Source organism: Achromobacter sp. ISS7 (assembly GCF_056523125.1).
Genome location: NZ_JAWRZD010000001.1, coordinates 6,345,725 through 6,367,970, shown reverse-complemented (window position 1 = coordinate 6,367,970; position 22,246 = coordinate 6,345,725). Strand labels below are relative to the sequence as shown.

Genomic DNA, 22,246 nt, shown 5'->3' with positions numbered 1-22,246 from the left:
TATCGATCGGGAACGCATCATGATCGGCTCCTCAAGGCTCGACGGACATGGAGACCGTCATGTCTTTCTGCCCGGCGGACGCCGGGGCCATGTGCATCCGGATCTGCCCGGGCGCCACTTTCCGCTTCATCAAATAGTCCTTGATAGAAATGAGATAGAACAAAGCCGTGCGCTTGTTTTCGGTCAGCGCGTAGTTCGGCACATAGATCACCACGTCGATGCTGACGCCGCTGTCGCGCCGCGCCTCGAATTCCTTGAGGGTGCGCTGCAGGTCATCCTCGATCCGCTGGCGGAAACTGTGATCGTCTTCCGGCATCGTCGGCCCGAACTTGTCGGCGGATTTCGGATGGCCCCCGCCGGCCTCGGCGTTGCCCGCCGCGTTGCCGCCTGCCGCATTGCCGCCCGCCGCGCTTGCGCCCAATGCGTTGCCGCCCACCGCAGCATTGCCACCCGCGGCCAGCGACCCGCTGCCGGGAGCGGCACCTGCCGCTCTTTGCGCCAGCTCGGCCTGCTTCTTGCGCAGAGCAGCCAGCTCCTGCCGCAAGGCATCGTTTTCCCGGCGCAATGTCGTATGTTCCCGCGCCTGCGCCGACGTGCCGGCGGACGCGGCGGCCCGCTCATCCCGCCCCCGGGTCGTTTCATCCCGCGCAACGCCTTCGCCCGCGCCGACCGCGGCCCCGGCCCCGGCATCAACGCCGGACGCCGAGGCGGCGCCAACGCCGGACGCCGGCGCGGCACGAACGGCAGCCGGCATGCCCGGCGCGTCGCCGTCAGCCCCTTCTGCCTGTCCCGGCCGCAGGTCAGTGCCGACCGGTCCCGACGCCCACTGGACGGATTGCGAGGCCTGCGCCTTCGCGCCACCTGAACCATCTGCGCCATTAGGTCCATCTGGGCCAGCTGGACCATCTGTGCCACCCGCGCCATCGGCGCCGCCCGCGGCATCGGCGCCGCCCGCGGCATCGGCGGTATCAGCGGCGTCCACGGTCTTCGACCGGCCGCCCCTGCCGGGGTCGGCCGGCTGCGTGCCCGCCTGCGCGGCAAGGTCCTTGCCACCCGCCGACACGCCCCCATCCTGCCCAGCCGCCGGCGAGCCCGGAACCGTCTTCGACTCATCCAGCCGCTGTTCGATCAGCGCGCGCTGGATCGCCATCTTGGCCATGAGGCCGCTGAACATCCCCAGCGACATGGCCAGGATCACGATCACGAACACCAGCGCCAGCACCAGATTGGAGAAGGCGTCCACGAAGCCCGGCCAGTAGTTGATGTTTCCTGAAGATTCGCTATGCATGGCGGCCCTCTCAGATGACCGGGTGGGCGCTGGAATGCAGCGCGCTGTTCAGATCGAGCGCGACATGGGTATCCACGATCACCTGCAGATGCTCGGTAGGCTGGGTGAACACCGTGTAGCGGTTTCCGTCAGGTGCGTCGATCTGGCCGCTTTCCTTCCAATAGGACGCGCCCCCCAGGGAGCCGAACTGCAGCACATCGTGCTCGCCGCCGCGCACCACCAGTTGGCGGAAAGAGGCATCCAGCAATGCACTGCCCAACGACATGGCAGACCCGACATCGGACATCAGGCGCACGTCCGTGGAGTCCATGGCCAGGGTATTGCCCTGGACATGGGCCGCCTTGTCGGCATCCAGGTCCACCACGTTGACCGTGCCATGCTTGCGCGCGAATTCGATCAACTGCCCGTCACCGATGACGTCGACTTTCTTGTCAACGATGCCAAAGGCGCCATTGGCCAGGAACACCATGCCGGGTTCGCCATGCGCCATCGGGTCGGCCGCCACTGCGCCCGCCTGGGTCACGGTCGCCAGCAGGGTATGGCTCTGGCCGTCGTCGACCGTGGCCTGGAAGGAGAAAGCGGTGGGGTCCGCTGCCTCGTTGACCGCGTTGCCCAGCACGGCGGATTCGAACTGCGCGAATCCGGTCAAGGGCGCGAAGGCGGTCTCCCCGGGCTTGATGACACTGACATGCCAGTCGTCCTTGAGAACGGCCTGCTGGAACAGCGTGGAATCCAGGTAGTGCCATCCCGCCTCCAGGTGCATGGAGGCATACTGGCCATGGGGCTGTCCCCGGTCCGGCGACAGCAGGGTGTAGCCGTCGACCTTGAGCTGCACCTGGTCGTCCCGGGTCGTACTGCGAAACAGCCAGGTGCCGGCCTCGGCCTGCACGACGTGGAACCAGCCCGTCGCCCTCCCGATCAAGGACGCCGCGGACATCTTCACGCCGCTGTCGAACGCATGCCGCCAATCGTAGGACAGGCTGTCGGCCATGCGGGACACCACCGGCGCCACCGTCGAGGTCAACGCCAATCCGTCCTGCAGACTGCGGTTCGCGTCCTCGGGCAGGTTCCAGAATTGCACGCGCAGCCCCTGCGCCGTTCGATGCGCCGTCAAGTCCACCACCTGCAATGCCTCGTCCTTGCCCAACGGCGCGCTCAGCGCATAGGCCAGCTTCACGCTGTGCGCCGTGTCCGTCGCGCCCAGGGCCACGGCTTTCTCGGCCGGGCCGGTCTGCACGTCCTTGATCACGCTGAACCAGGTCTCTCCCGGACGACGCCATTGCACCGTCCAGTACCCCAGCCCGCCGGTATTGCCCGTATCGACCCGCAGATAGTGCCAGCCCGCGTCCAGGCTGATATCGCCTTGGATGCCACCGGCCAGATACTTGCGCCCGACCATGACCCGCTCGCCATCGACGCTGAGGATCTCGAAATCGTCCACCACCGGCGAGCGGAATGTCCAGATACCGGCCTCCTCGGGGCTGACATGGAACCAGCCGCTGCCAACGTAGTTGGCGATGGCCGAGTACGGAACATCCGGCAGCATGGCGCTGTTGTACGCACCGAAGTTGAGCGCGGGCACCTGCCCCTGGCCGGTGGGATTGGCCGTGCTGGTGGCCCAGATGTTGTTGATGTTGCTCGCCTGCGCCTCAGACATGTTCCACACGAATACCGAAAACCCGTTGGTATCGAGCTGCACCGCGCTGCCCAGCGCCGCGCCACCGTCCTGCACGCTGACCGGCGTGACGACCTGGCCCGGCGCCGGAGCCGCAATGGTCAGCTGGAACGGCTGGGAAGCCGGCCCCTTGACGCCCACTTCGTTCTCGACCACCGCCGTCAAGGGATGCGCGCCATTGTTCAGCCCCGCCGACACGTAGGTCCAGTTGCGGCCATTGGCGCCGACGCTGGCATACCCCACCCGCGCATCGCCGTCGTACAGGGCGACCCGCTCGCTGCCCAGCAGGCCGCGGTCCAGCGCGCCGCTCACCACCAGCGCCGGGCTGGTGATCGTCGCGCCGGACGCAACGCTCGACAATCCGTTGGCCTGGGGCGTCGACACGGACAGGATCGTCGCCGCCGTCGCGATGGCGGCCTCCTCGATGACCACCGGCTGCGCCTGCGCCGCGGCGATGCGCGTATGCGTGGGGCCTTCCACCTGCACGGTCAGGACCTGCGCGCCCACGCCGAGGCCCAGCGAAGCGCCCGGGGTGAACGACCAGGCAAAGCGGCCGTCCTTGTCCGCGCCGGCCTGCACCGTTGCGTCGCCCAGCCGCACGGTTTCGCCATTCAGCGTGCGGTACACGCCCAGGACCTCGTCCAGCCCCAGCGCGTGGGACAGCGACCCGCCCAAGGCTTGCCCGGGATCGGTGCGGCTGCCCAGCGCATCGATGCGGATGGCGTCCTCGCCCAGCACCAGGACCGGATAGGCGGCGGCATGGACCGGGTCCGACACCGGCACCGGCTGTTCATTGATGCGAAGCGAGAAGCGGTGCTCGCCGTCGGACAATGGCGGCGCGTTGAATCGCCAGCGCGTGCCGGCAACCGCGGCGACGCCCAGCAACACGTCATTGTCGAAGACCTGTACCTGGTCGCCGGCGCGGGGCGCCTGCGTCAACGTGCCGAAGATCCCGACCCGCTTGCCATCCAGGCTCTGGCCGGGCCGGACACTTTGCCCGACGAGCGTATCGAAGCGGCTACCCGGCGACAGCACCTGCCCGGCCGGCAGGACGATCACGGCCTCGACCAACCCCGCCTGCAGGGGGTCTGGCACGGCTTCGTGCACATTGATCCGCAAAGACTCGAACACCAGCGGCGTCTTGGGGTTGTTGCCGGCGCCGCCGATCGAAATCTTGAAGTCATGCAGGCCGTTGCCCAGCGGCACCGCGATATCGAAATGCCACTGTTGTTGTTCGACGGTGGCGCGTCCCAGGACCAGGGCGCCATCGCTGACTTCCACATATTCATCGCTGGTCAGCGGCGCGGCCAGCTTTCCGCTGATCGTGAACTGTCGTTCGCCGGTGTTCCGCGCCACGACGCCACCCTCGGAATCCCGGGCCTGGATGCCATCCAGCCCTTGCAGGTGAAAGCTGAAGGTGGGCGACGGCATGCCACGGACCGCGCCCTCCGGCGCGGGATAGACCGGCCCCACCTTCGCCGCATTGTCCACCGTCGTGAACAGGTTGACGGTGCCGAACGCCATGTCCACGTCGCTGCGCCATTGCCAGGCGGTTCCCTTGACCGTGGCGTCGCCCAGGTAGCTGACGTTGCCTTTGCCGTCGTCCTGCCAGACGCGCAATACCTGCGCGTTCGACAACGCCGCGCTGAGCGTGCCGGACACCAGCGGGCGCCGATAGTCGATGGCCCCGTCGACCGGCACATTGCCGACCACCGGGCCATCATCGTCGCGCACCGTATTGATCGTCGCGGTCTGGCTGGGCGTGCTGCCGTCCTTGACGAAGGACACGCTGTTCCCGGTCTCGACCTTGGCGTTGTTGGCCGCCACCACGACTTCCACCGACAGGACGTGCTGGCCGTCCGCCAGTGGCGATGCCGGCTGGAAGTACCATTTCAACGGATCGGCCTTGTCGATCTGGGCCTGGCCCAGTTCGGTGGTGACGCCATTCAAGGTATCCGACACGCGCAGGTATTGCTCGCTGCCGCGCAGCGGCGCGCTCAACGTGCCCTTGATGAGCGGGGTGGCTTCATCGGTAACAGGATGGTCTTGATCCAGCACGTTGCCCCTCAGCCCCCCCGTCTGGTCATCCAGCTCGGTGATGGCAACATGCTGGATCTGGAGGTTGGCCGTCGCCTCGGCGATGTCGTTGACGATCCCCGTCAAGCGGTTCTCGGGCATCGCGATCAGCGTATAGACGCCCTGCGGCAGGGCCTTGCCTATCTGGAACTCCCAGGTCGTATCGTTCAGCATCCGCGCCACGCCCAGCCGCACCCGCTCGGCGCCGGACGCCTGTCCGAACACCACGATCTGATCCTGCCCCCCCAGGGCGTCGCTGACGGTGCCGCGCAATATCGGAAACTGACCCTCGATGGTCGCGTTGGCGTTCAACACGGCCGGCCTTGGATTGTCGATCAACCCGGTGATCGATGCGAACAAGGACGGACTCGGCCCGCTTCCGGCCGCCACCAGCGTCAACGCTGCCTGCGCCGACAATGCGGACACCACGCTGGCATCGCCGGCATCCGCGCCCGGCGGCAGTGCCACCACGCTGTACTGATAAGCCCCCGCCGCCTGTTCGGCGGACGCCAGCGAATAGCGCCATTCCAGGCCGTTGACTGTCGCGGTTCCCAGCGCCACGCCATCGCGCCGCACCTGCAGCACGGACCCCGCAGGCAGCGCGCTCGCCAGCTTGCCGGACACCGTCACGCCGCTGTCGCTCATCAACGCCACCAACCCGCCGTCGGGCAAGGTCAGGCCGCCGGCGGGCGCCTCGATGGTGATGGCGTTCTGGTAGACGATCGTCTTCGCCTCGGCGCCCACGGCCGTCGCCAGCGTCGCCAGGTTGACCGGCCTGGCGGCCACCTCATGCGCACCCGGCGGTTGCGCCCACAACGTGTACGACCAATGGGTACCCGAGGCATCGACCCCGGCCAGCCCCGCGTCCTTGCCATCGACCGAAACCATGATGCCCATGCCCGGGGCCATCACCTCGGTGATCGTGCCGGTCAGCAGCGTCAAGCCTTGGTCGGTGAAAATGGGCGCGGCGCCCGTCGTCAAGGCGACGGCAAACGTGGGGGCTTCGGCGCCGCTCACCACGAAGCTCACGGGCGCCAGGCCCTGGACCGCCTGGACCGGCGTGCCGCCGTTGAGCAACACGTATTCGACCCGGTGCACGCCCGTCGTCAGGTCGGCGGGAGGCTGGAATGTCCACGCGCCATCCGTGCCGACCGCCGTCTCGCCAACCACGGCCCCATCGACCAGCACGCGAACCGACAGATCCTTCGTGCTGTCCGTGTTCACCCTGGCCCGCAGCGTGGGACGCAACGCGTCGACCGCCCCCTGCGTCGACAGGCCTTCCACCGATACCGGGGAAAGAGACAGCACATTGACATCGACCGGATCCGACAACACCGCGCCGGCGCCATCCGCCTTGTTCTCGATGGCCGCGCGCAGTTGGCTCACGCCGGCGGGCAGCGAAACCGTGGGCTGCAACGACCAGGTCAGGCCGGAGGTCGTGGCGGTGCCCAGCAGCTGGGTACCGCTGCCGTTCACGGCATAGACCTGCAGCACCTCGGTGGCGTTCAACGCCTTCGCCAAGGTGCCGGACAGGCGCGGACGCGCGTCGTCCAGCACCGCCGTTGCCAGCACATTGCTCGCCGGCGCCGCCTTCCCGAGCGTGGTCTGATCCCACGAACCGAGCAGGTTGTTCGCGTCCAGCACCGAGGTAATGGCCACGGCATGGCCGGGCTGCAACGCCGATACCGCTATTTCCGGGGTCTGCGCCGACATCCGGGAAATGCCGTCGGCCGTCAGCAGCACGGCGCTGAAGCGTTGGGTGCCCGCGGCCACATCCGCCTGTGGCGTGAACGACCACGAGACCCCGTCGGCATCCACCTGCGCCACGCCGAGCCTGGCGTTGCCCTGGAAGATCGTCACCGTCTCGCCGTCCTTGAGCGGCACGGCCAGGCGGCCGATCAAGGTCGGGCGCAGGTCATCGGTGCGCAGGACCGCCCGCTCTCCCGCCGGCACGATGGACTGCTGCGAGAACAGATCTCCCCGCGCATCCCCGTGGCCGTCGATCAACGCCGTGATGCTCAGGGATTGCTGGTGCACGATGAATTCCGCCGAGGCCGCGCCGCGCAGGGACAGCGGATCCGCCCGGTTGACCACGCGGGCGGTGAACGCCGTGTCGCCGAAGGGCAGTTCCCGATCGACCTGGAACGTCCAATCGGCGTTCGTATCCACGGTGGCGAACCCCAGGAACACCGGATCGACCTGTCCAGGCAGGCGGCCATACACCGCGACACTGCGCCCCCCCGCCAACGCCGAGGAGACATGGCCTTTCAATAGCGGCAACGCGTCGTCGGACGACACCCCGGAGACGTTGTCGCCCTTGAACGAGGACCCGGCCGCATAGAGGTCGCGAGACAGGTTGATCGTGACGATCTCCGCAGGCGTCCCGCTGTCGATGTAGACCGTATGCGACGCCGAGACCACCCGCTTTTCTGCGCCGTCATGGCCCATCACCTGCGCGGCAATGACATGGGCGCCATCCGCGAGGGCTTCGCCATCGGGCAGCGTGTATGACCACGCCAGGCCGTTTTTGTCGATCGTGGCCTTTTCATCGCGCAATACGCCGTCGATCGTGAACCTGAGTTCCTCGTCCGCCGCCAGCGGCGCGCCCAGGCGGCCGCCAAACGTGAACTTCCCCTGCTTCGAGGCGCCATCGACCCCCGGCAACAGGATGTTAAGGTCCGGCGCCGCCGGGTCCACGATGGAGTCCAGGAATACCTGCTGCACGCGGATGGAGAATTCCGGCGACAGGTCGCCCGTCTTGTCCATGACGATATTCTCGACCCGCGCCACGAAGGCATGGACGCCGGGCACCAGGGATTCCTGGCTCTGGAAAGTCCAATCGGTGCCCGTCACGGTGGCCTCGCCCATGCGCACCATGTGACCGTCGATACGGTCGTACAACACCACGCGGCGGGTATCGACGTTGATCGCCTTGTCGAGCGTGCCGCGCACGATGCCGCGCGCGTCATCGGTGCTGACGTCCGTCTGCGTCACCAGGGCCTGCAGCGACCCGACCTGATCCTGGTAGCCCGTGATCTCGGCGTGTTCCTGGGGAGCCTGCGTGTCCACCGTGAACACCGCTCGCGTCACCGCCCTCACCGCGCGCGTGGCCGACTCCTCGATGCGGGCCGATACCTCGTAGCGCCCTTCCTGCCAGACTTGCGGCGAGCCATTGCGTTCTGGCAGGCTGAAACTCCAATCGGTGCCATTCTTGGCGATCGTCGCCACGCCGATCGGCGTGAACAGCGCGGCGTCCTCCGCCTTGACGTAGATCGTCACCCGCTCCTGCGCCAGCAGCAGGGGCGACGCGAGCTTGCCATGCAATATCACCTGGTTGTCGCCGGTGCCATGGCCATCCCGGCTCAACACATTGGCGCCCGTGGTCAGCTCGGTCACGTCGGACAGCGCAATGCTGTTCACGTTGACCGAGGTGAACAGCGTATTGCTGGTCAGTCCCGAATTGACCGCCACCACCCGAGCGTAGATCGTCGCGAGTCCGTCCGGCAACGGGTCCTTCAGGATGTAGGTCCAGTTGACGCCATTCATGGTTGCCGCGCCCAGCTTGCGCATGGCGCCGCCGCCGTGCGACAGGAACACCTGCACCTGCTGGCCCGAGCTCAATGCGGCGCTCAGGGTGCCGCTGACCACCGGCTTGCTGTCATCGGTGCTGGCGCGAAACGGGACCGGCCCCGTCTGCGACCCATCGGCGGCATGGTTGTCGGTCACGTTCAACGTCAGCACCGACTGCGTCACCGGCAGGGCGACGGCGTCGATCGTGATGGGAGGCGTCGAGTCCGACAGCAGCACCTGGGGCGTCTTGCCGGCCACGATCCGTTCCACCCGGACCTGGAACGCGTGCGCGCCATTGCTCAGGCCTCCGCCGGGACGGAAGGTCCAGGAAGTGCCCGCCACCGTCGCCACGCCCAACAGCGTCACGGGGCCGCCATCGGCCGAGTCGTAGACCGAGACGCGCTCGTTCGGCCCCAGCGGCATGCCAAGCTTGCCCGACAACTGCGGGCGCACGTCGTCGGTGTAGGGCGGCTGGGGAAACAGCTTCGCATCCAGCAGATTGCCCTGCAGCGCCCCGACGTTGTCCTGGACCGCGTTGATGGTCACCTGGCTTTCCCTGGCCGTGAACGTCTGGCCCACCGGCCCCAGCTGTCCGTTGGCCCGATTCACGATCCTGGCGGAGAAAGTATGGTCGCCCAGCGCCAGGCTCTCGCCCGGCGTGAAGCTCCAGCTGCCGTCGTTGCGCTGGGTGTTGAGCGTGGCCAGGCCCAGCACGCTCTCGGCCACCGTGCCATCGGGCCGCTTCACGGTGTCGACGATCTGCACCGCGCGCGACACCGGCAGCGTCTTCGCGCCCGCCAGCATGCCCGAGATCAACGGCCGGCGATCATCGGTGCTCTGATTGACGACCAGCGCGCCGACAAACCCGTTGTTGCCAGGAATCTGGTCGCGAACCTCGGAGATATTGGCCAACCCGGTGGGCGTGCCATCGTCGACGTCGATGACCCGATCCACCGCCAGGCGGATCTGGCCGCTGGCCGCGTCCACCACCCGGGCCGACAGGGTCGAATGGCCATCCGGCAACTCGCCCTTCCCGCCCTGCGACGTCCCGAGCGCAAGCTGCCACGTGAATCCGCCCTGCGCGCGCGGCGTCAGCGTGGCAAGGCCCAACAGGGTCTCGTGCCCCCCTTGCGCGGATACGATCCGCAGCGCTTCGCCCTGGCCCAGCGCGGTAGCCAGCTGGCCGCGCAGCACCGGCGTCTTGTCATCGGTCAGGAACGGCTCGCCGCCAGCGAACACGTTGCCCGTGATGGGGCCGGCGGCGTCTTCCAGATCGCTGAATGTCAGGTTGTTGATACGCAGGTTGAAATCGGCGTGCCGCGGCCCCATGGCGCCGCCCGCGTTCACCACACCGGCCATCAGGCGGTAGTTCCCCTGGGGCAGCGCGGGCTTGATCTCCAGCGACCAGGCCAGGCCCGTGGCGTCGACCACCGGGTGGTAGGAAAAGAACCGGTCGGCGTCATTGGCGTCTTCCACCCGGACCAGCAGGCCTTGGCCCGGGCGCAACGGCGCGGACAGCGTCCCGGACAGGGAAGGCTTGGCATCGTCGGTGGAGGCGCCGCTGGCGATCGCTCCCGCGTAGACACCCACGTCATCCATGACCCGGTCGATCACCACCTGCTGCTCGGGCAGCTCGGTGCTGACGACGACCGCCGGCGCGCCCGCGCTGAGCAGGGATTGCGACGCTCCGCCCTGCCCGGCCCGCTCGACCACGGCCCGCAACAGGTGCACGCCATCCTTCAGTTGACTGTCGTCATGGAATTCGTAGCGCCACGCCGCTCCCGACCCACCGGCGGCAGGCAGGATTTCCGCCTTGCCAATCAGTTTCGGTGCGCCGCCATCGATGCCATCGTAGATGGCCAAGTACTCGTCCGCCGCCAGCTTGCTGCCCAGCGCGCCCGTCAGGATGGGACGGGTGTAGTCCGTCACATGGTTCTGGCTCGCCAACAGGTTGACCGAGGTCACGCCCGGAACGATCACGCCGTCGAACGACACGGACTGCACGTTGACGTCCCAGCTTCCCCAGTTGGACTGTGCATCCGGCGCATCGGGGTCGACGCCTTCGGGATAGGCTGGCGCGAACGCGTTCAAGCCCGGCGAGAACACCTTGACCACCACTTCATGGTTGCCGAACGCCATGTCCGACACGGGCGTGAAGGACCACTCCGGCATCTGGCCGTCGTTGGGCGGCGCCACGTTGGCATAGCCCAGCAGTTGCTCGACCCCGCCGTTCAGGCGATCGACCAGCACCAGCACCTGGTCGCCTTCCAGCGCGGCGCTGAGCGTGCCGCTGAAGGCAGGCCGCCGGTCGTCCGTGCTCATGTTGGGGCCGAGCACGCCCACGAAATCGTAGGGATCGGTGGACGGATCGCCGACGTCGTCGGCCACCGTGACGATCCGCACGGCCTGCGTCGGCTGGATGCCGACCAGCGCCGGCTCGGTGTACTGGTAAGGGTGCGACACGGTATCGGTGGCGTTGCCAGCCACGTCGCTGATGCGCGCCTGGATTTCGCCCGTGCCGTGCCGGGAGAATCCCACCGCGACGCTCCATGCCGAACCGTCATCCGACAGCTCGCCCACGGTCCAGGTGGCGCCGCCATCGATCGACACCGTGATCCGGTCATCGCCGGTCACCGTCCCGAGCACCGTGCCGCGGATCGTCTGCGAGGCTTGCGTGAACAGGAAACCGCCGGGCAGCATCGCCCCGACGAATGGCGCGCTGATGCTGTCGATGGACGCCACCCGGGCGTCCGGCGGCGTGACATCCAGCACGAACGCGTGCGAAGCGCCGGGCAGCGTCAACGGCTGCTCGCCGTTGACGCCAACCACCGCCACCCTCGTCAGCAGCCGCGCGTCCTCGCCCGCGCCATCCAGCCGCAGGAAATCGGAGACCCAGGTGCCGCCGCTTGCGCCATCGGCCGCCGGCTTGGCCAGCGCCTCGACCCAGGTCTTGCCGCCATCGGCGGATACCTCGATGTGCGTATTGGGCCCCAGTGTGCCGAGATAGTGGCCTGACACGGCCTGCACCGGCTGATTGGTGATGAAGTCGCTGGGCGAAACGCCGGTATCGGCGCTCAGGCCGGTGATCTCATCGACCTCCACGCCGACCAACCCGTAGGTCCGCAGTTCGGAGCGCGCGATCAGCTCGCCCTTGTCGTCGACGATCACCGCGAACAACCGCTTGGCGCCATCCTCGCCCAACGTGTTCGAGCCGTAGTCGCCACTGTCCAGCACCACGCTGCCGGCCGCCACGTCGTCCGGCGTCAACGCACGCGACAGGATCGTGCTGCCATCCATCAGATGCAGCTCGACCCGCTGGCCGGCGCTGACGCGGTCGGCGCTGCCGGTCCATGACACGGTCACCGACGGCTGCGCCTCCTTGCCCAGGGCGTCGAGCGTGGGGCTGGGGGGATCGCCGGCATCCGTAAACGTCACCGACATCATCGCCCACGGCATCTGCGGCAACGTGAAGGTGTCGAACAAGGCGGGATCGACGAGCTTGCCGAGCAGCGCATTGGCTTCCTGCATGGCCGCCACCAGGACCGCGCCTTCGACCGTCGGCGCGATCCGCAACGCGCCGTCGGCATCCGGCGACACGCCGCGGGCCAACAGTTGCAGGGTATTGGCCAGCGCCCCGGAAACCGAATCCATGCCCGCCAGGGCCGCCAGCACCTTGCCATACGCCTGGGCGTCCACCGACGCCTGCGCGAACGTGTCGGCATTGATGGCCACCACCGGCCCCAGGATGTCGACAAGGTGCGCATCGCTGGTGAACTGCGTCATGAGCTTGGCCACCGCGACCGCCATTGCATTGACCTGATCGACCGACACCCCGTCCAGCGGCGCGGTCGGATCGGCCGGCGCGCCCACCAGGCGCGTGACGAGTTCGGTCAGCGGCGTCACCGAAATCGACAGTTCGGCCTGCCCCTCGGCCCGGTAGCCGATGGCGCTCAAGGTCGGGAAATCCGTGGCGGCGAACTGCTCCGCCTGCGCCGGCGTCATTCCCTGCGCCAGCGCCAGCGCCTGGCGATACTCGTCGATGTAGCCCTGGTTGTCGCGTACTCCGTCGGACACCACGACCCGCACCAGGCCGACGTAGTCGGTCGGCAGTTCGGCGCGGTAGGACAGCACCTGGCCGCCCGGTCCCAGCACCAGGTCGCCTTGCCCCAGCGCCTGCCCCTTGCCGTCGTACAGCGAAATCGACAGGGTCTGCGCATGGTTGAACACCCCGGCCGCGATGCCGCCCGTGACCTTGACGACCGGCTTTCCGTCCGTGCCGCCATCAGGGCCGGGCGACGGCGCTGTTGCGCCCCCGCCAGCCTCCGGGTGGTCTCCGACGCCCGGCGCGGGAGCCGCCGCGGCCGGCTTGTCTTCTTCCTTGCCCTTGCCCTTCTTGCCGCCGGACAGTCCCAGGGCCAGACCGACTAGGCCGGCCACGCCGAACATCCAGCCGTACTCCTGGTACCAGGCCTGCGGTTCCTCGGCGCCCTTGCCGTCCTCCTTGGGCGCGGCATCCGCGCTGTCCTGCGCCACGGCGGGCGTGTCATCGGCCGCGCCCTGGTCCTCTTGCGTGGTCGGTTCGGATATCGGCACCTGCAGCGCCTCGGCGGCGTCCTTGAGCGTGGTGCTGTCGATATCGACCTTGGTGAACAGTTCCGCGCCCGACAGCAACTGGTCGTCGAACTGCAGCTCGGGCGACGGCCGTTCGAGTATCTTCACCGCCAGGCCGGGCAACAGCAATCGGCTGCCGTCCTTCATCAACACGACCAGGTCAACGCCGACGATCGCCATGGCCTTGACCTCGGAAAGCTTGAGGTTCAGCTGAATGCGACCATCTTTGACAAGAGTGGAAAGCGTCCTGAATCGATTTTTCATGGCGATGTATTCACAAAAAGAGAATCAAAGGCCCGGGCCTCTCAAGCCCGGCAAGACAAGGCAAATCAGCGTTCACCCAGCGATTGCTGCAATCCCTTGGTGATGGGCTTGGCGAGGTACTGGAGCACCGTGCGCTCGCGCGCCTTGATGTCCACGGTGGCGGTCATGCCCGGCCGCAACCGGATCTGTTCGGACGAATGGCGCTTGAACTCCGCTTCCCGGATCAGGATGCGCACGCGGTAGTAATGCGAAGGCCCCTGGCGCGTCTCTTCTTGCAGCACGTCGGGGCTGATGTAGCTCACCTCTCCCGACATGACGCCGAAGATGGAGGAGTCATAGGCGTCGATGCGCACATTGGCGCCCTGGCCCACCTTGACGAAGGCGATGTCGGCGGGACTCACCTTGGCCTCGGCCAGCAGGTCGCCGCCGGTCGGCAGGATTTCCATGACCGTTTCGCCGGGGCGCACCACGCCGCCTATCGTGTTGACGCGGATGTTGTTGACGATGCCATCCGCCGTGGCGGTCAGCCGGGTCTGCTCCAGCACCTGGTTGCGGTCGCGCAGCTGCTCGGTCTGGCTGGTCAGGTCTTCCTGCGCCTTGGTCATTTCCGCCTGCGCGTCCTGGAAGTACTTGTTGCGCCGGCTGGTCATCTGCGCCTCGATGTCGGCGACGGCGCGTTGCAGCCGCAGGATCTCCGCCTGGCTGACATCGCCCGTGGCCACCAGCTTGCGATTGATCGACAGTTCCTGGCGCGCCAGGGCCAGCATGTTGCCCAGCGCCGCCAGGTCTTCCTCGATCGCGGTGCGGCGCTTCTGGTACAGGTCGCGCTGGTTGCGCATGTAGTCGTGGTAGTCCCGCAGATCTGCCGGGAACTCGAGCGGGGTGCCGTAGACCTCGGCATGCAGGCGCGCCAGCGTGATCCGCAGCGCCGCCACCTTGGCGTTGCTGTCGCTGACGGCGGCGCGGGCCCGCTCTTCCTGCAGCGTCGCCAGGACGTCGCCGGCATGCACCACGTCGCCCTCGCTGACATGCAACTGGGTGATGATGCCGCCATCGGGCGACTGGATCACCTGCGTGCGCGCGGCGGCGATGATCTGGGCCGGCGCCCGAGTGACCTGGTCGATCTTGCCCACCGCGGCCCAGGCCAGCAACGCGCACAGGCCGGCGAACATGGCGCGCATGCACCAGCGCGCCCGGCGTGGCGGCGGCGCCAGCGACAGCCCTTCCCATCCGTCCACCGGCAGGATCGGCGCCAACGCGTCGCCCGTTTCCCGCGCGGCGGGATCAATGATCAGCCGGCTCATGCCTGCGCCCCCGCGACACCCAACGCGCCCCCGGCCGCTGCCCGGGCAGCGTCTTCCCGCCGGGCGGCCTCGAGGTCTTTCAGGACCGCATCGCGCGGCCCGTCCCTGACGATGCCGTTGCCGATCATGACCACGACGCGGTCCACCAGCGGCAGCACATTGGGCTTGTGCGTCACGACCACCAGCGTCGCGCCGGCCTGCGCCTCCTCGGCCAGCACGCCTAGGCAACAGCGCTCCTGGTCGTCGTCCATCGACGCGGTGGGCTCGTCCAGCAGGATGATGCGCGGCCGGCACAGCAGCAGGCGGGTGAACGCCACCAACTGCCGCTGGCCGCCGCTCAATCCGCGGCCCCCCTCGACGATGGGACGGTCCAGCCCCTTGGGATGCGCGGCCACGATGCGGTCCATGCCCGTGCGGCGCATGGCGCGCAGGATGTCTTCGTCGCCGGGATCGGGCAGCCCGATCAACAGGTTCTCGCGCAAGGTTCCCTGGAACAGCCGGTGATCCTGCTGCAGATAGCCGATCTGGCGGCTCAGCGCCAGGCGGCTGATGTGCGACAGGTCCAGGTCGTCCAGCAACACGCGCCCCGCTTGCGGCACGTACATCCCGGTCAGCACGCGCAACAGCGTCGACTTGCCCGACCCGATGGGTCCGACCACGGCGATCCGCTCGCCGGGCTGGATGCAGAAGCGCGGCACGCGCAAGGCCACGGGATTGTCGCCATAGGCGAACGACACGTCTTCGAGCACGAAGCGCCCTTCGATCCGCTCCGGCACCAGCGGCCGCCGCACGCCATGGTTGTCGGTTTTGAGTTGGTAGAGTTTTTCCAGCCCGTCTTCGGCGGCCCGCGCATGGGCACGCTGGATCATCAAGCCCGGCACCGCCAGGATCGGATTCAGGATGCGGCCACTCAGGATGGAGCAGGCGATCAAGCCGCCGGTGGTCATCTCGCCGCGCATCACCGTCAAGGCGCCCACGACGATCAATGAGGCATAGCTGAGTTGCTGGAGCGAGGCGCCCAGATAACCCACGTTCTCGCTCAAGTGGCGCATCTTCAGGTCATTGGCGATGGTGCGGGCGCTGACATCGAGCCAGCGCGACAGGAAGCGCCACCCTCCCGCGCCCGCCTTGATGGTCTCGGCCCCTTCGACCGCCTCCACCAGCAGGCCGGTCTTGAGATTGGCGTAGGCCGCGCCCTCCTTGGCCTGGCGCGCGACCCGGTGCTGCGATGCCAGGCCGACAACCAACGCCACCATCGCGAAACCCAGCAGCACCAGGCCCACGGCCGGCGTCGCCAGCGCCATCACGATCGCGACGAACATTAGGGCCATCGGCAGATCCACCAAGGCGAACAAGGAAGAGGCGGTGTAGAACGCGCGCACCTGTTCATAGCCGCGGATCTGTGAGGCCAGCGAACCGACCGACGCCGGCACCTGATCGATGCGCAACGACATCAGGCGATGGAAGATGTCGCGCGAGAGCATGCCGTCGACCCCGACCACGACGTGGTCCATGACGCGGGCCCGGGCGATCTTGACGGCGAGCTCGATCAGCACGCTGATCAATACCCCGACCGCCAGCACGAACAGGGTGTATTCGCCGCGCGTGGGGATGACACGGTCATACACCTGCATCGAGAACATCGACGTGGCCAGCGCCAGCAGGCCGACCATCACCGAACCGACGCAGGCCTCGACCAACGCGCCCCGGTATGGCCGGATGGCGGCATTGCGACGCGCGCGGAACGTCACCGCCGGCGCGGGCTCGACCGGGTGCCCGCTGGCCGCCGGTGAACCGGCCGAAGCCTCGGCCAGTTGCACCCGCATGCAGCGCCCATCGAGCGTGGCGCCCTTGACCGCCACGCTCGCACCGCCACATTCGACCATCCAGTCGCCGGTGGGCGCCAGGTCGGTCACGAGGCCCCATTGGCCGCCTGGCAAGTGGCACAACAGCGGCAAGTGGGCGGGGTCCGGGCGCCGCAATCCTTGCGGCGCGCCCACCCCCAACTGTCGGCACAACAGATCCAGCTGCTCGGCGGGATGCGACGCGCTGGCGCACTGGCGCAGGCCGGACCGCAATTGCAGTGGATCCAGCGCCGAGCCCTGCAACGTGGCCAGCCGGCTCAATGCCCAGGCGAGCGATTCCAACGATTCCATCTCGGGGGCTGCGCTCACGGCGCCAGTTCCGTCTCGCCCAATCGCACCTGCAGGCGATAGGCGGCCGCGACCAGGGCGGCATGCGAATCGGCCCGCGCGTACTGGTTCTGCGCCAGTTCACGGACGGCATTCAGCAGGTCGATCCAGGTCTTGCGCCCGGCGGTGAACTGCCGGGAATAGGACTCGAGCACGTGTTGCGAACCGGTGACCGCGCTTTGCAACGCCGCCAACTGATTCTCGGCCGCCGCGATCTGGTCGATATCGCCCAGCATCGCCTCGCGCTGTTCGAGCCAGGCCGCATCCACGGCCATGGCCGCGGCCGACACCCGCTCGCGCAACGCATCGGCCTCGACCCCGGTCGAGAACCCCGCGCCCGGCGTGTAGCGCACGCCCACGAACACCGAGGTGCCGCGGTCGGTGCCAGCCCCGGGATAGGCATCGCCCAATGGCCTGTTGACGCGCAAGTAGGCCGTCGGCCACCGCTGCGCCCGCTTGGCGTCGAGCTGCGCCCGCATGGCGGCGGCATCGCCCTGGGCCATCTTCACGGCCGCGCTTTCCCAGGCCTGGGCGCCGATGTCCCGCGACAGCAACCGGAGCGAAGCGTCTTTCACGGACTGCGCGTCGGGCCACGCGGCCAGCGCGTCGGCGTCATGGTCCAGGCCGGCCACGCCCGACAACTGCTCGATCCGCTGCGCGGCCAGCCGCAGCGCGGAACGGGCCGTCGTCAGATCGACTTCCGTCTGCCGCAAGCGCGACAAGGCCAACTCGATATCCACCGCCGGCGAGGCATCCGCCGCCACCCGGCGGCGCATCTGGGCTTCATAGCCGCGCAGCCGCGTCATGGTGGCCTGCGCAATGGCAATCCGGTCGCGGGCGCTGATCAGGGACTGCCAGGCGCCGATGACCTGCAGCGCCAGTTGCTGGCGCTGCCATGCGACCCGCGCCTCGCTCTTGTCCACGTCGGCGCGCGCCCGGTCGATGTTGGCATTGATCTGCCCGCCATCCCACAGCGTCTGCTCGAGCTGGGCGCCGCGCGAGGCGGGCGCATTGACGGACGTCGAATGCGATTCCATGACCAGCGACGCCGAGGGCCACCAGCGGCGCCAGGCGGCGTCGACATCGACCCTGGCGGCTTCCAGTTCCTGCCTCGCGCCCCGCGCCAGCGGATGGCCGCTCATTGCCGCGTCCACCAATGCCTGCAATGTGACCGGCGCCCCTGGCGGGAGGACGGCCCCGGCCGCCGCGACGCTCGGCGCCGGCCGTCCGCCGGGCGCCGACGCCTTGGCGGCGCCGGGACCCGCCAACAACGCAAGCCCCAGGAAGGCGCTGGCACACCAACGCGGCAACGCAAGCCGCCCCGGCGTGAACATTCGCCGTCCGGACCCGACCGGGCCCGGCATCAACATCAGTACAGACATAACTTATCCGAATCAACTTCAACTGCAACAATCGCCGCGCATCGATGCCTGTGCCACCCGGCATTTCAACCGGTTCGCATTTTCACGCCATCATTCCGCATTATTTCGGCAACGAAAACGATTAACTTTTAAATCACCATTTGGATTCAAAGATAATGCGATGGATATATGCGAACCCGCTGCGAAAACTCAGGCGCAAGCCGTCCCGCGCCCGACCGCATTACGGGTGGACGAAGGGCATTTCGATGACTGAATTAGAGCACTCGCGACGTGCGCACCAGGCGCGGCGCCATAGGGATTAATTTTCTCGAAGACCCACTTCGCAGCCAGTCTTTGAGAGAAAGACGAGGGCAAAAGAACCCGTCTACGCTTGATTTAATAAAAATTATTGCGCAAAACCGGATTAATAAATCACATAAATACTTATAAAACAGTAAGACTGTCTTATATTTCTCATAGCACCCGCGGTACACCCCGACTCGCTTTCGACGCCGATTCATCCCACCTGATGCGAAGACGCGCGGATATATATTTTGAATATCGAAAGCCGCTATCTTTCATGATGCGGATTCATCCGGTGCCGCCCCGGGGCCGCGCGACGGATATCACGATAATGCGCCGGTTCGACGCCTCGTGGATGCGCGGGGATGCGATGCGCCAACGCGATCTGTGCATGACGACACGCTCGACGGATTCGGTGAGGCTGGCGGTTTGCCGGCAATGGCCGGTCTCGGCTCGAACGCGAGCATCCATTTTGCCCGTACGCCACGCCCTTCGCCAACGCACGGAAACATTCCCGGCGGACGAGAACAATCCCACCGGACCAGAACATTCCCGGCAGACGAAAAAAAAGCACCGCGATCACTCGCAGGTGCTTGATTTTCTTTCCGCCTTCGTCAAAAGGCAGGGGGTGGTGGGCTGAGCGAGACTCGAACTCGCGACCAACGGATTAAAAGTCCGCTGCTCTACCGACTGAGCTATCAGCCCGACCGAAGCCAGAAATTATGGCTGATTTCGCAGGCCTTGTCAAAAAATAGGCGCATCCCCGCGTCGGCGCTACAACAGCACCGCGTCAGTGCCGCCCCCTCCGCAGCCCCCCCCCTGCCTGGCGGCCGGAACCGGCCGCCCAAAGCAGGACGGCCGCTCGCGCGGCCGTCCTCATCGGGGGGGAGCGCTCCTGGCTTACCAGGCGGCGACCACCGCGCCCTTGAACTTGGTCTCGATGAACTGCTTCACGGCCGGGCTGTGATAGATGCTGACCAGCTTGGCGAACTCGGGACGGTCCTTGTCCTTTTCACGCACCACCAGCACGTTGGCGTACGGCGAGTTGGGCGATTCCTGGGCGATGGCGTCGGTGGCCGGGTTCAGGCCCGCTTCCAGCGCGAAGTTGGTGTTCACGGCCGAGGCGTCGGTGTCGTCCAGCGAACGCGGCAGCTGGGCGGCGTCCAGTTCGATGAAGCGCAGCTTCTTCGGGTTCTCGATGACGTCGATCGGGGTGGCTTTCAGGCCGGCTTCCGGACGCAGCTTGATCAGGCCGTTGGCCTGCAGCAGCAACAGCGCGCGGCCGCCGTTGGTGGGATCGTTCGGCAGCGCGATGCGGGCGCCTTCCTTCAGCTCGGCCAGCGACTTGATCTTCTTGCTGTAGATGCCGATCGGGAAGATCACGGTCTTGGCGATGCTGACCAGCTTGTAGCCGCGGTCGGCGTTGGCGTTATCCAGGTACGGCTGATGCTGGTAGCTGTTGACGTCCAGGTCGCCCGAAGCCAGCGCGACGTTGGGCTGCACGTAGTCGGTGAACTCGATCACCTGGATGTTCAGGCCCTGCTTGGCGGCTTCCTGCTTGACCACGTCGAAGATCTGGGCGTGCGGACCGGCGGTGACGCCAACCTTCAGCGGCTTGTCCTGGGCCAGCGCGGGCTGGGCGAATACGGCGGCGCCGAGGGCGAACGCGGCCAGCGACTTCAAAACCTTGATGCTCATGTTGCGAATTTCCCGAATGTCGGAAGGAGGAGAAGAATGAGGAAAGCCTGCGTTCAACGATGCGAGATGCGGCGCACGTAGCGGTCGCCCAGGCTCTGGATCAGCTGCACCAGCACGATCAGCACGATGACCACGGCGGCCATCACGTCGGACTGGAAGCGCTGGTAGCCGTAGCGGATCGCCAGGTCGCCCAGGCCGCCGCCGCCGATGGCGCCGGCCATGGCCGAGTAGCCGATCAGGCTGACCACGGTGACGATGGTGGCGGCGATCAGGCCGGGCAGCGCCTCGGGCAGCAGCACCTTCATGATGATCTGCATCGGCGACGCGCCCATGGCGCGCGCGGCGGTGATCAGGCCCGGATCGACTTCGCGCATGGCGTTCTCGGCGATGCGCGCCATGAACGGAATCGCGGCGACCGACAGCGGCACGATGGCGGCGGTGGTGCCGATGGAGGTCTGCGCCACCAGGCGCGTGAACGGAATGATGGCGACCATCAGGATCACGAACGGCACCGAGCGGGTGGCGTTGATGACCGCGCCCAGCGCGTGGTTGACGGGCTGGTTCTCCAGCATGTTGCCGCGTGCGGTGACGGTCAGGATCACGCCCAGCGGAATGCCGACCAGCACCGCGATGGCGCTGGCCACGCCCACCATCAGCAGGGTGTCAAGCAGCGACGTAATAAGCAGGTCGATCAGTTGCGGGCTCATGAGCAATTTCTTCAACGGTGATGTCACGGGCGGTCAACGCGGCGATGGCGTCCTTGACCGCGGCGGGCGCGCCTTGGGCCAGCACGAACATCGTGCCGACGGCCACGCCCTGGATGTCTTCGACGCGCGCCTGCACCAGGCCCACGTCCAGCGAATACTGCGTCGACAGGTCGGACAGGAACGAACCCGACGCGTCGGTGCCGGTCAGCGACAGGCGCAGCAGGCGCACGGCCTGGCCCGGCTTGGCGGCGGCCAGCGTCTCGATGCGCTGCTTGACCGCGGCCAGCGTGGCGTCGGTCAGGTCCGACGCGGTCGCGGCCGACACCATGGCGCGGGTCACTTCGTGGCGCGGCTGCGCGAACACTTCGCGCGTGCTGCCCATCTCGACCACTTCGCCCTGCGACAGCACGGCCACGCGGTCGCAGACCTCGCGCACCACTTCCATCTGGTGCGTGATCATGACCACGGTGACGCCGGTCTTGCGGTTGATGTCGCGCAGCAGCGCCAGGATGTTGTGGGTGGTCTCGGGATCGAGCGCGGACGTGGCTTCGTCGCTGAGCAGCACGTCCGGATTGTTGGCCAGGGCGCGCGCGATGCCGACGCGCTGCTTCTGGCCGCCACTGATCTGGCTGGGATAACGGTCGCGCAGGTGCTCCAGGCCCACCAGCGCCAGCAGGCGCTCGACGCGGGCCGGGATCTCGCTCTTGGCGACGCCGGCGATTTCCAGCGGCAGCGCCACGTTGCCATACACCGTGCGGCGCGACAGCAGGTTGAAGCCCTGGAACACCATGCCGATGCGGCGGCGCTGGGCGCGCAATTGCGCCTCGCTCAAGCCGGTCAGCGACTGGCCGCCAATGGCGATGGAGCCCTCGTTGGGACGCTCCAGCAGGTTGATGCACTGGACCAGCGTGCTTTTACCGGCCCCGCTGGGGCCGATGATGCCGAAGACCTCGCCCTGCTGGATGTGCAGGTTGATGCCACGCAGCGCCTGAAACTGGCCATGCGGCGTGGCGTAGGTCTTGGATAGGTTGTCGATCTGAATCATGGCAAGCGATTTTGTATCTTTTCTCTTCTAAAGAGAACGACCGTTTTTTCCATTTTTAATAACTGACAGTAATATAGAATGCGTCCACGCAAAGACGTAAAGGGCAGTCGGGAAGGAAAGCCTTCCTGACTGCCCTTTTTGCATCGGAGGCC

At 67.1% G+C, this 22,246-nt stretch carries 10 protein-coding genes and 1 tRNA gene; 2 read left to right on the top strand and 9 right to left on the bottom strand.

Annotated elements, in window-relative coordinates:
- Positions 1-31 precede the first annotated feature (31 nt).
- The 5 genes from AC1HFW_RS28915 to AC1HFW_RS28895 form a co-directional block, all read right to left on the bottom strand.
- Positions 32-1,288: a hypothetical protein gene (locus AC1HFW_RS28915; RefSeq protein WP_479286092.1), complete on the bottom strand. Its 1,257-nt coding sequence runs from the start codon at positions 1,286-1,288 to the stop codon at positions 32-34.
- A gap of 10 nt (positions 1,289-1,298) precedes the next feature.
- A complete protein-coding gene (locus tag AC1HFW_RS28910; RefSeq protein ID WP_479286090.1) occupies positions 1,299-13,484 on the bottom strand; it encodes an Ig-like domain-containing protein in 12,186 nt (4,061 codons plus the stop codon).
- Positions 13,485-13,549: 65 nt separating this feature from the next.
- The gene (locus AC1HFW_RS28905) at positions 13,550-14,788 is read right to left on the bottom strand and encodes an HlyD family type I secretion periplasmic adaptor subunit (protein WP_241074486.1); all 1,239 of its coding nucleotides are present in this window, start codon (positions 14,786-14,788) and stop codon (positions 13,550-13,552) included.
- Complete coding sequence (locus AC1HFW_RS28900; RefSeq protein WP_479286088.1) at positions 14,785-16,962, bottom strand: ATP-binding cassette domain-containing protein; 2,178 nt, start codon at positions 16,960-16,962, stop codon at positions 14,785-14,787. The genes AC1HFW_RS28905 and AC1HFW_RS28900 overlap by 4 nt, the downstream gene beginning before the upstream one ends.
- Positions 16,959-18,122: a TolC family protein gene (locus tag AC1HFW_RS28895; protein ID WP_479286086.1), complete on the bottom strand. Its 1,164-nt coding sequence runs from the start codon at positions 18,120-18,122 to the stop codon at positions 16,959-16,961. The genes AC1HFW_RS28900 and AC1HFW_RS28895 overlap by 4 nt, the downstream gene beginning before the upstream one ends.
- Here AC1HFW_RS28895 and AC1HFW_RS28890 point away from each other — a divergent pair.
- Both AC1HFW_RS28890 and AC1HFW_RS28885 read left to right on the top strand, forming a co-directional pair.
- Positions 18,016-18,615, top strand: a complete 600-nt coding sequence (locus tag AC1HFW_RS28890) for a hypothetical protein (protein ID WP_479286578.1) — start codon at positions 18,016-18,018, stop codon at positions 18,613-18,615. The genes AC1HFW_RS28895 and AC1HFW_RS28890 overlap by 107 nt on opposite strands.
- 360 nt (positions 18,616-18,975) lie before the next feature.
- Positions 18,976-19,284 (top strand): hypothetical protein, encoded by a 309-nt coding sequence (locus tag AC1HFW_RS28885; protein ID WP_479286085.1) that lies wholly within the window; start codon positions 18,976-18,978, stop codon positions 19,282-19,284.
- Here the strand turns inward: AC1HFW_RS28885 and AC1HFW_RS28880 are convergent.
- From AC1HFW_RS28880 to AC1HFW_RS28865, 4 genes are all read right to left on the bottom strand, one after another.
- Positions 19,274-19,349: transfer RNA gene (locus AC1HFW_RS28880), tRNA-Lys, on the bottom strand. The genes AC1HFW_RS28885 and AC1HFW_RS28880 overlap by 11 nt on opposite strands.
- A 195-nt stretch (positions 19,350-19,544) precedes the next feature.
- The gene (locus AC1HFW_RS28875) at positions 19,545-20,342 is read right to left on the bottom strand and encodes a MetQ/NlpA family ABC transporter substrate-binding protein (protein ID WP_006392982.1); all 798 of its coding nucleotides are present in this window, start codon (positions 20,340-20,342) and stop codon (positions 19,545-19,547) included.
- A 53-nt stretch (positions 20,343-20,395) separates the two neighbouring features.
- A complete protein-coding gene (locus AC1HFW_RS28870) occupies positions 20,396-21,049 on the bottom strand; it encodes a methionine ABC transporter permease (RefSeq protein WP_006392981.1) in 654 nt (217 codons plus the stop codon).
- Complete coding sequence (locus AC1HFW_RS28865) at positions 21,006-22,094, bottom strand: methionine ABC transporter ATP-binding protein (protein ID WP_479286082.1); 1,089 nt, start codon at positions 22,092-22,094, stop codon at positions 21,006-21,008. The genes AC1HFW_RS28870 and AC1HFW_RS28865 overlap by 44 nt, the downstream gene beginning before the upstream one ends.
- Positions 22,095-22,246: the final 152 nt, after the last annotated feature.

What these genes read in the sequence shown, in the direction of transcription:
- AC1HFW_RS28915 (WP_479286092.1), bottom strand. Translation starts at nt 1,288, where the DNA reads ATGCATAGCGAATCTTCAGGAAACATCAACTACTGGCCGGGCTTCGTG.
- AC1HFW_RS28910 (WP_479286090.1), bottom strand. Translation starts at nt 13,484, where the DNA reads ATGAAAAATCGATTCAGGACGCTTTCCACTCTTGTCAAAGATGGTCGC.
- AC1HFW_RS28905 (WP_241074486.1), bottom strand. Translation starts at nt 14,788, where the DNA reads ATGAGCCGGCTGATCATTGATCCCGCCGCGCGGGAAACGGGCGACGCG.
- AC1HFW_RS28890 (WP_479286578.1), top strand. Translation starts at nt 18,016, where the DNA reads ATGACCAGCGACGCCGAGGGCCACCAGCGGCGCCAGGCGGCGTCGACA.
- AC1HFW_RS28895 (WP_479286086.1), bottom strand. Translation starts at nt 18,122, where the DNA reads ATGAGCGGCCATCCGCTGGCGCGGGGCGCGAGGCAGGAACTGGAAGCC.
- AC1HFW_RS28885 (WP_479286085.1), top strand. Translation starts at nt 18,976, where the DNA reads ATGCGCCGGTTCGACGCCTCGTGGATGCGCGGGGATGCGATGCGCCAA.
- AC1HFW_RS28875 (WP_006392982.1), bottom strand. Translation starts at nt 20,342, where the DNA reads ATGAGCATCAAGGTTTTGAAGTCGCTGGCCGCGTTCGCCCTCGGCGCC.
- AC1HFW_RS28870 (WP_006392981.1), bottom strand. Translation starts at nt 21,049, where the DNA reads ATGAGCCCGCAACTGATCGACCTGCTTATTACGTCGCTGCTTGACACC.
- AC1HFW_RS28865 (WP_479286082.1), bottom strand. Translation starts at nt 22,094, where the DNA reads ATGATTCAGATCGACAACCTATCCAAGACCTACGCCACGCCGCATGGC.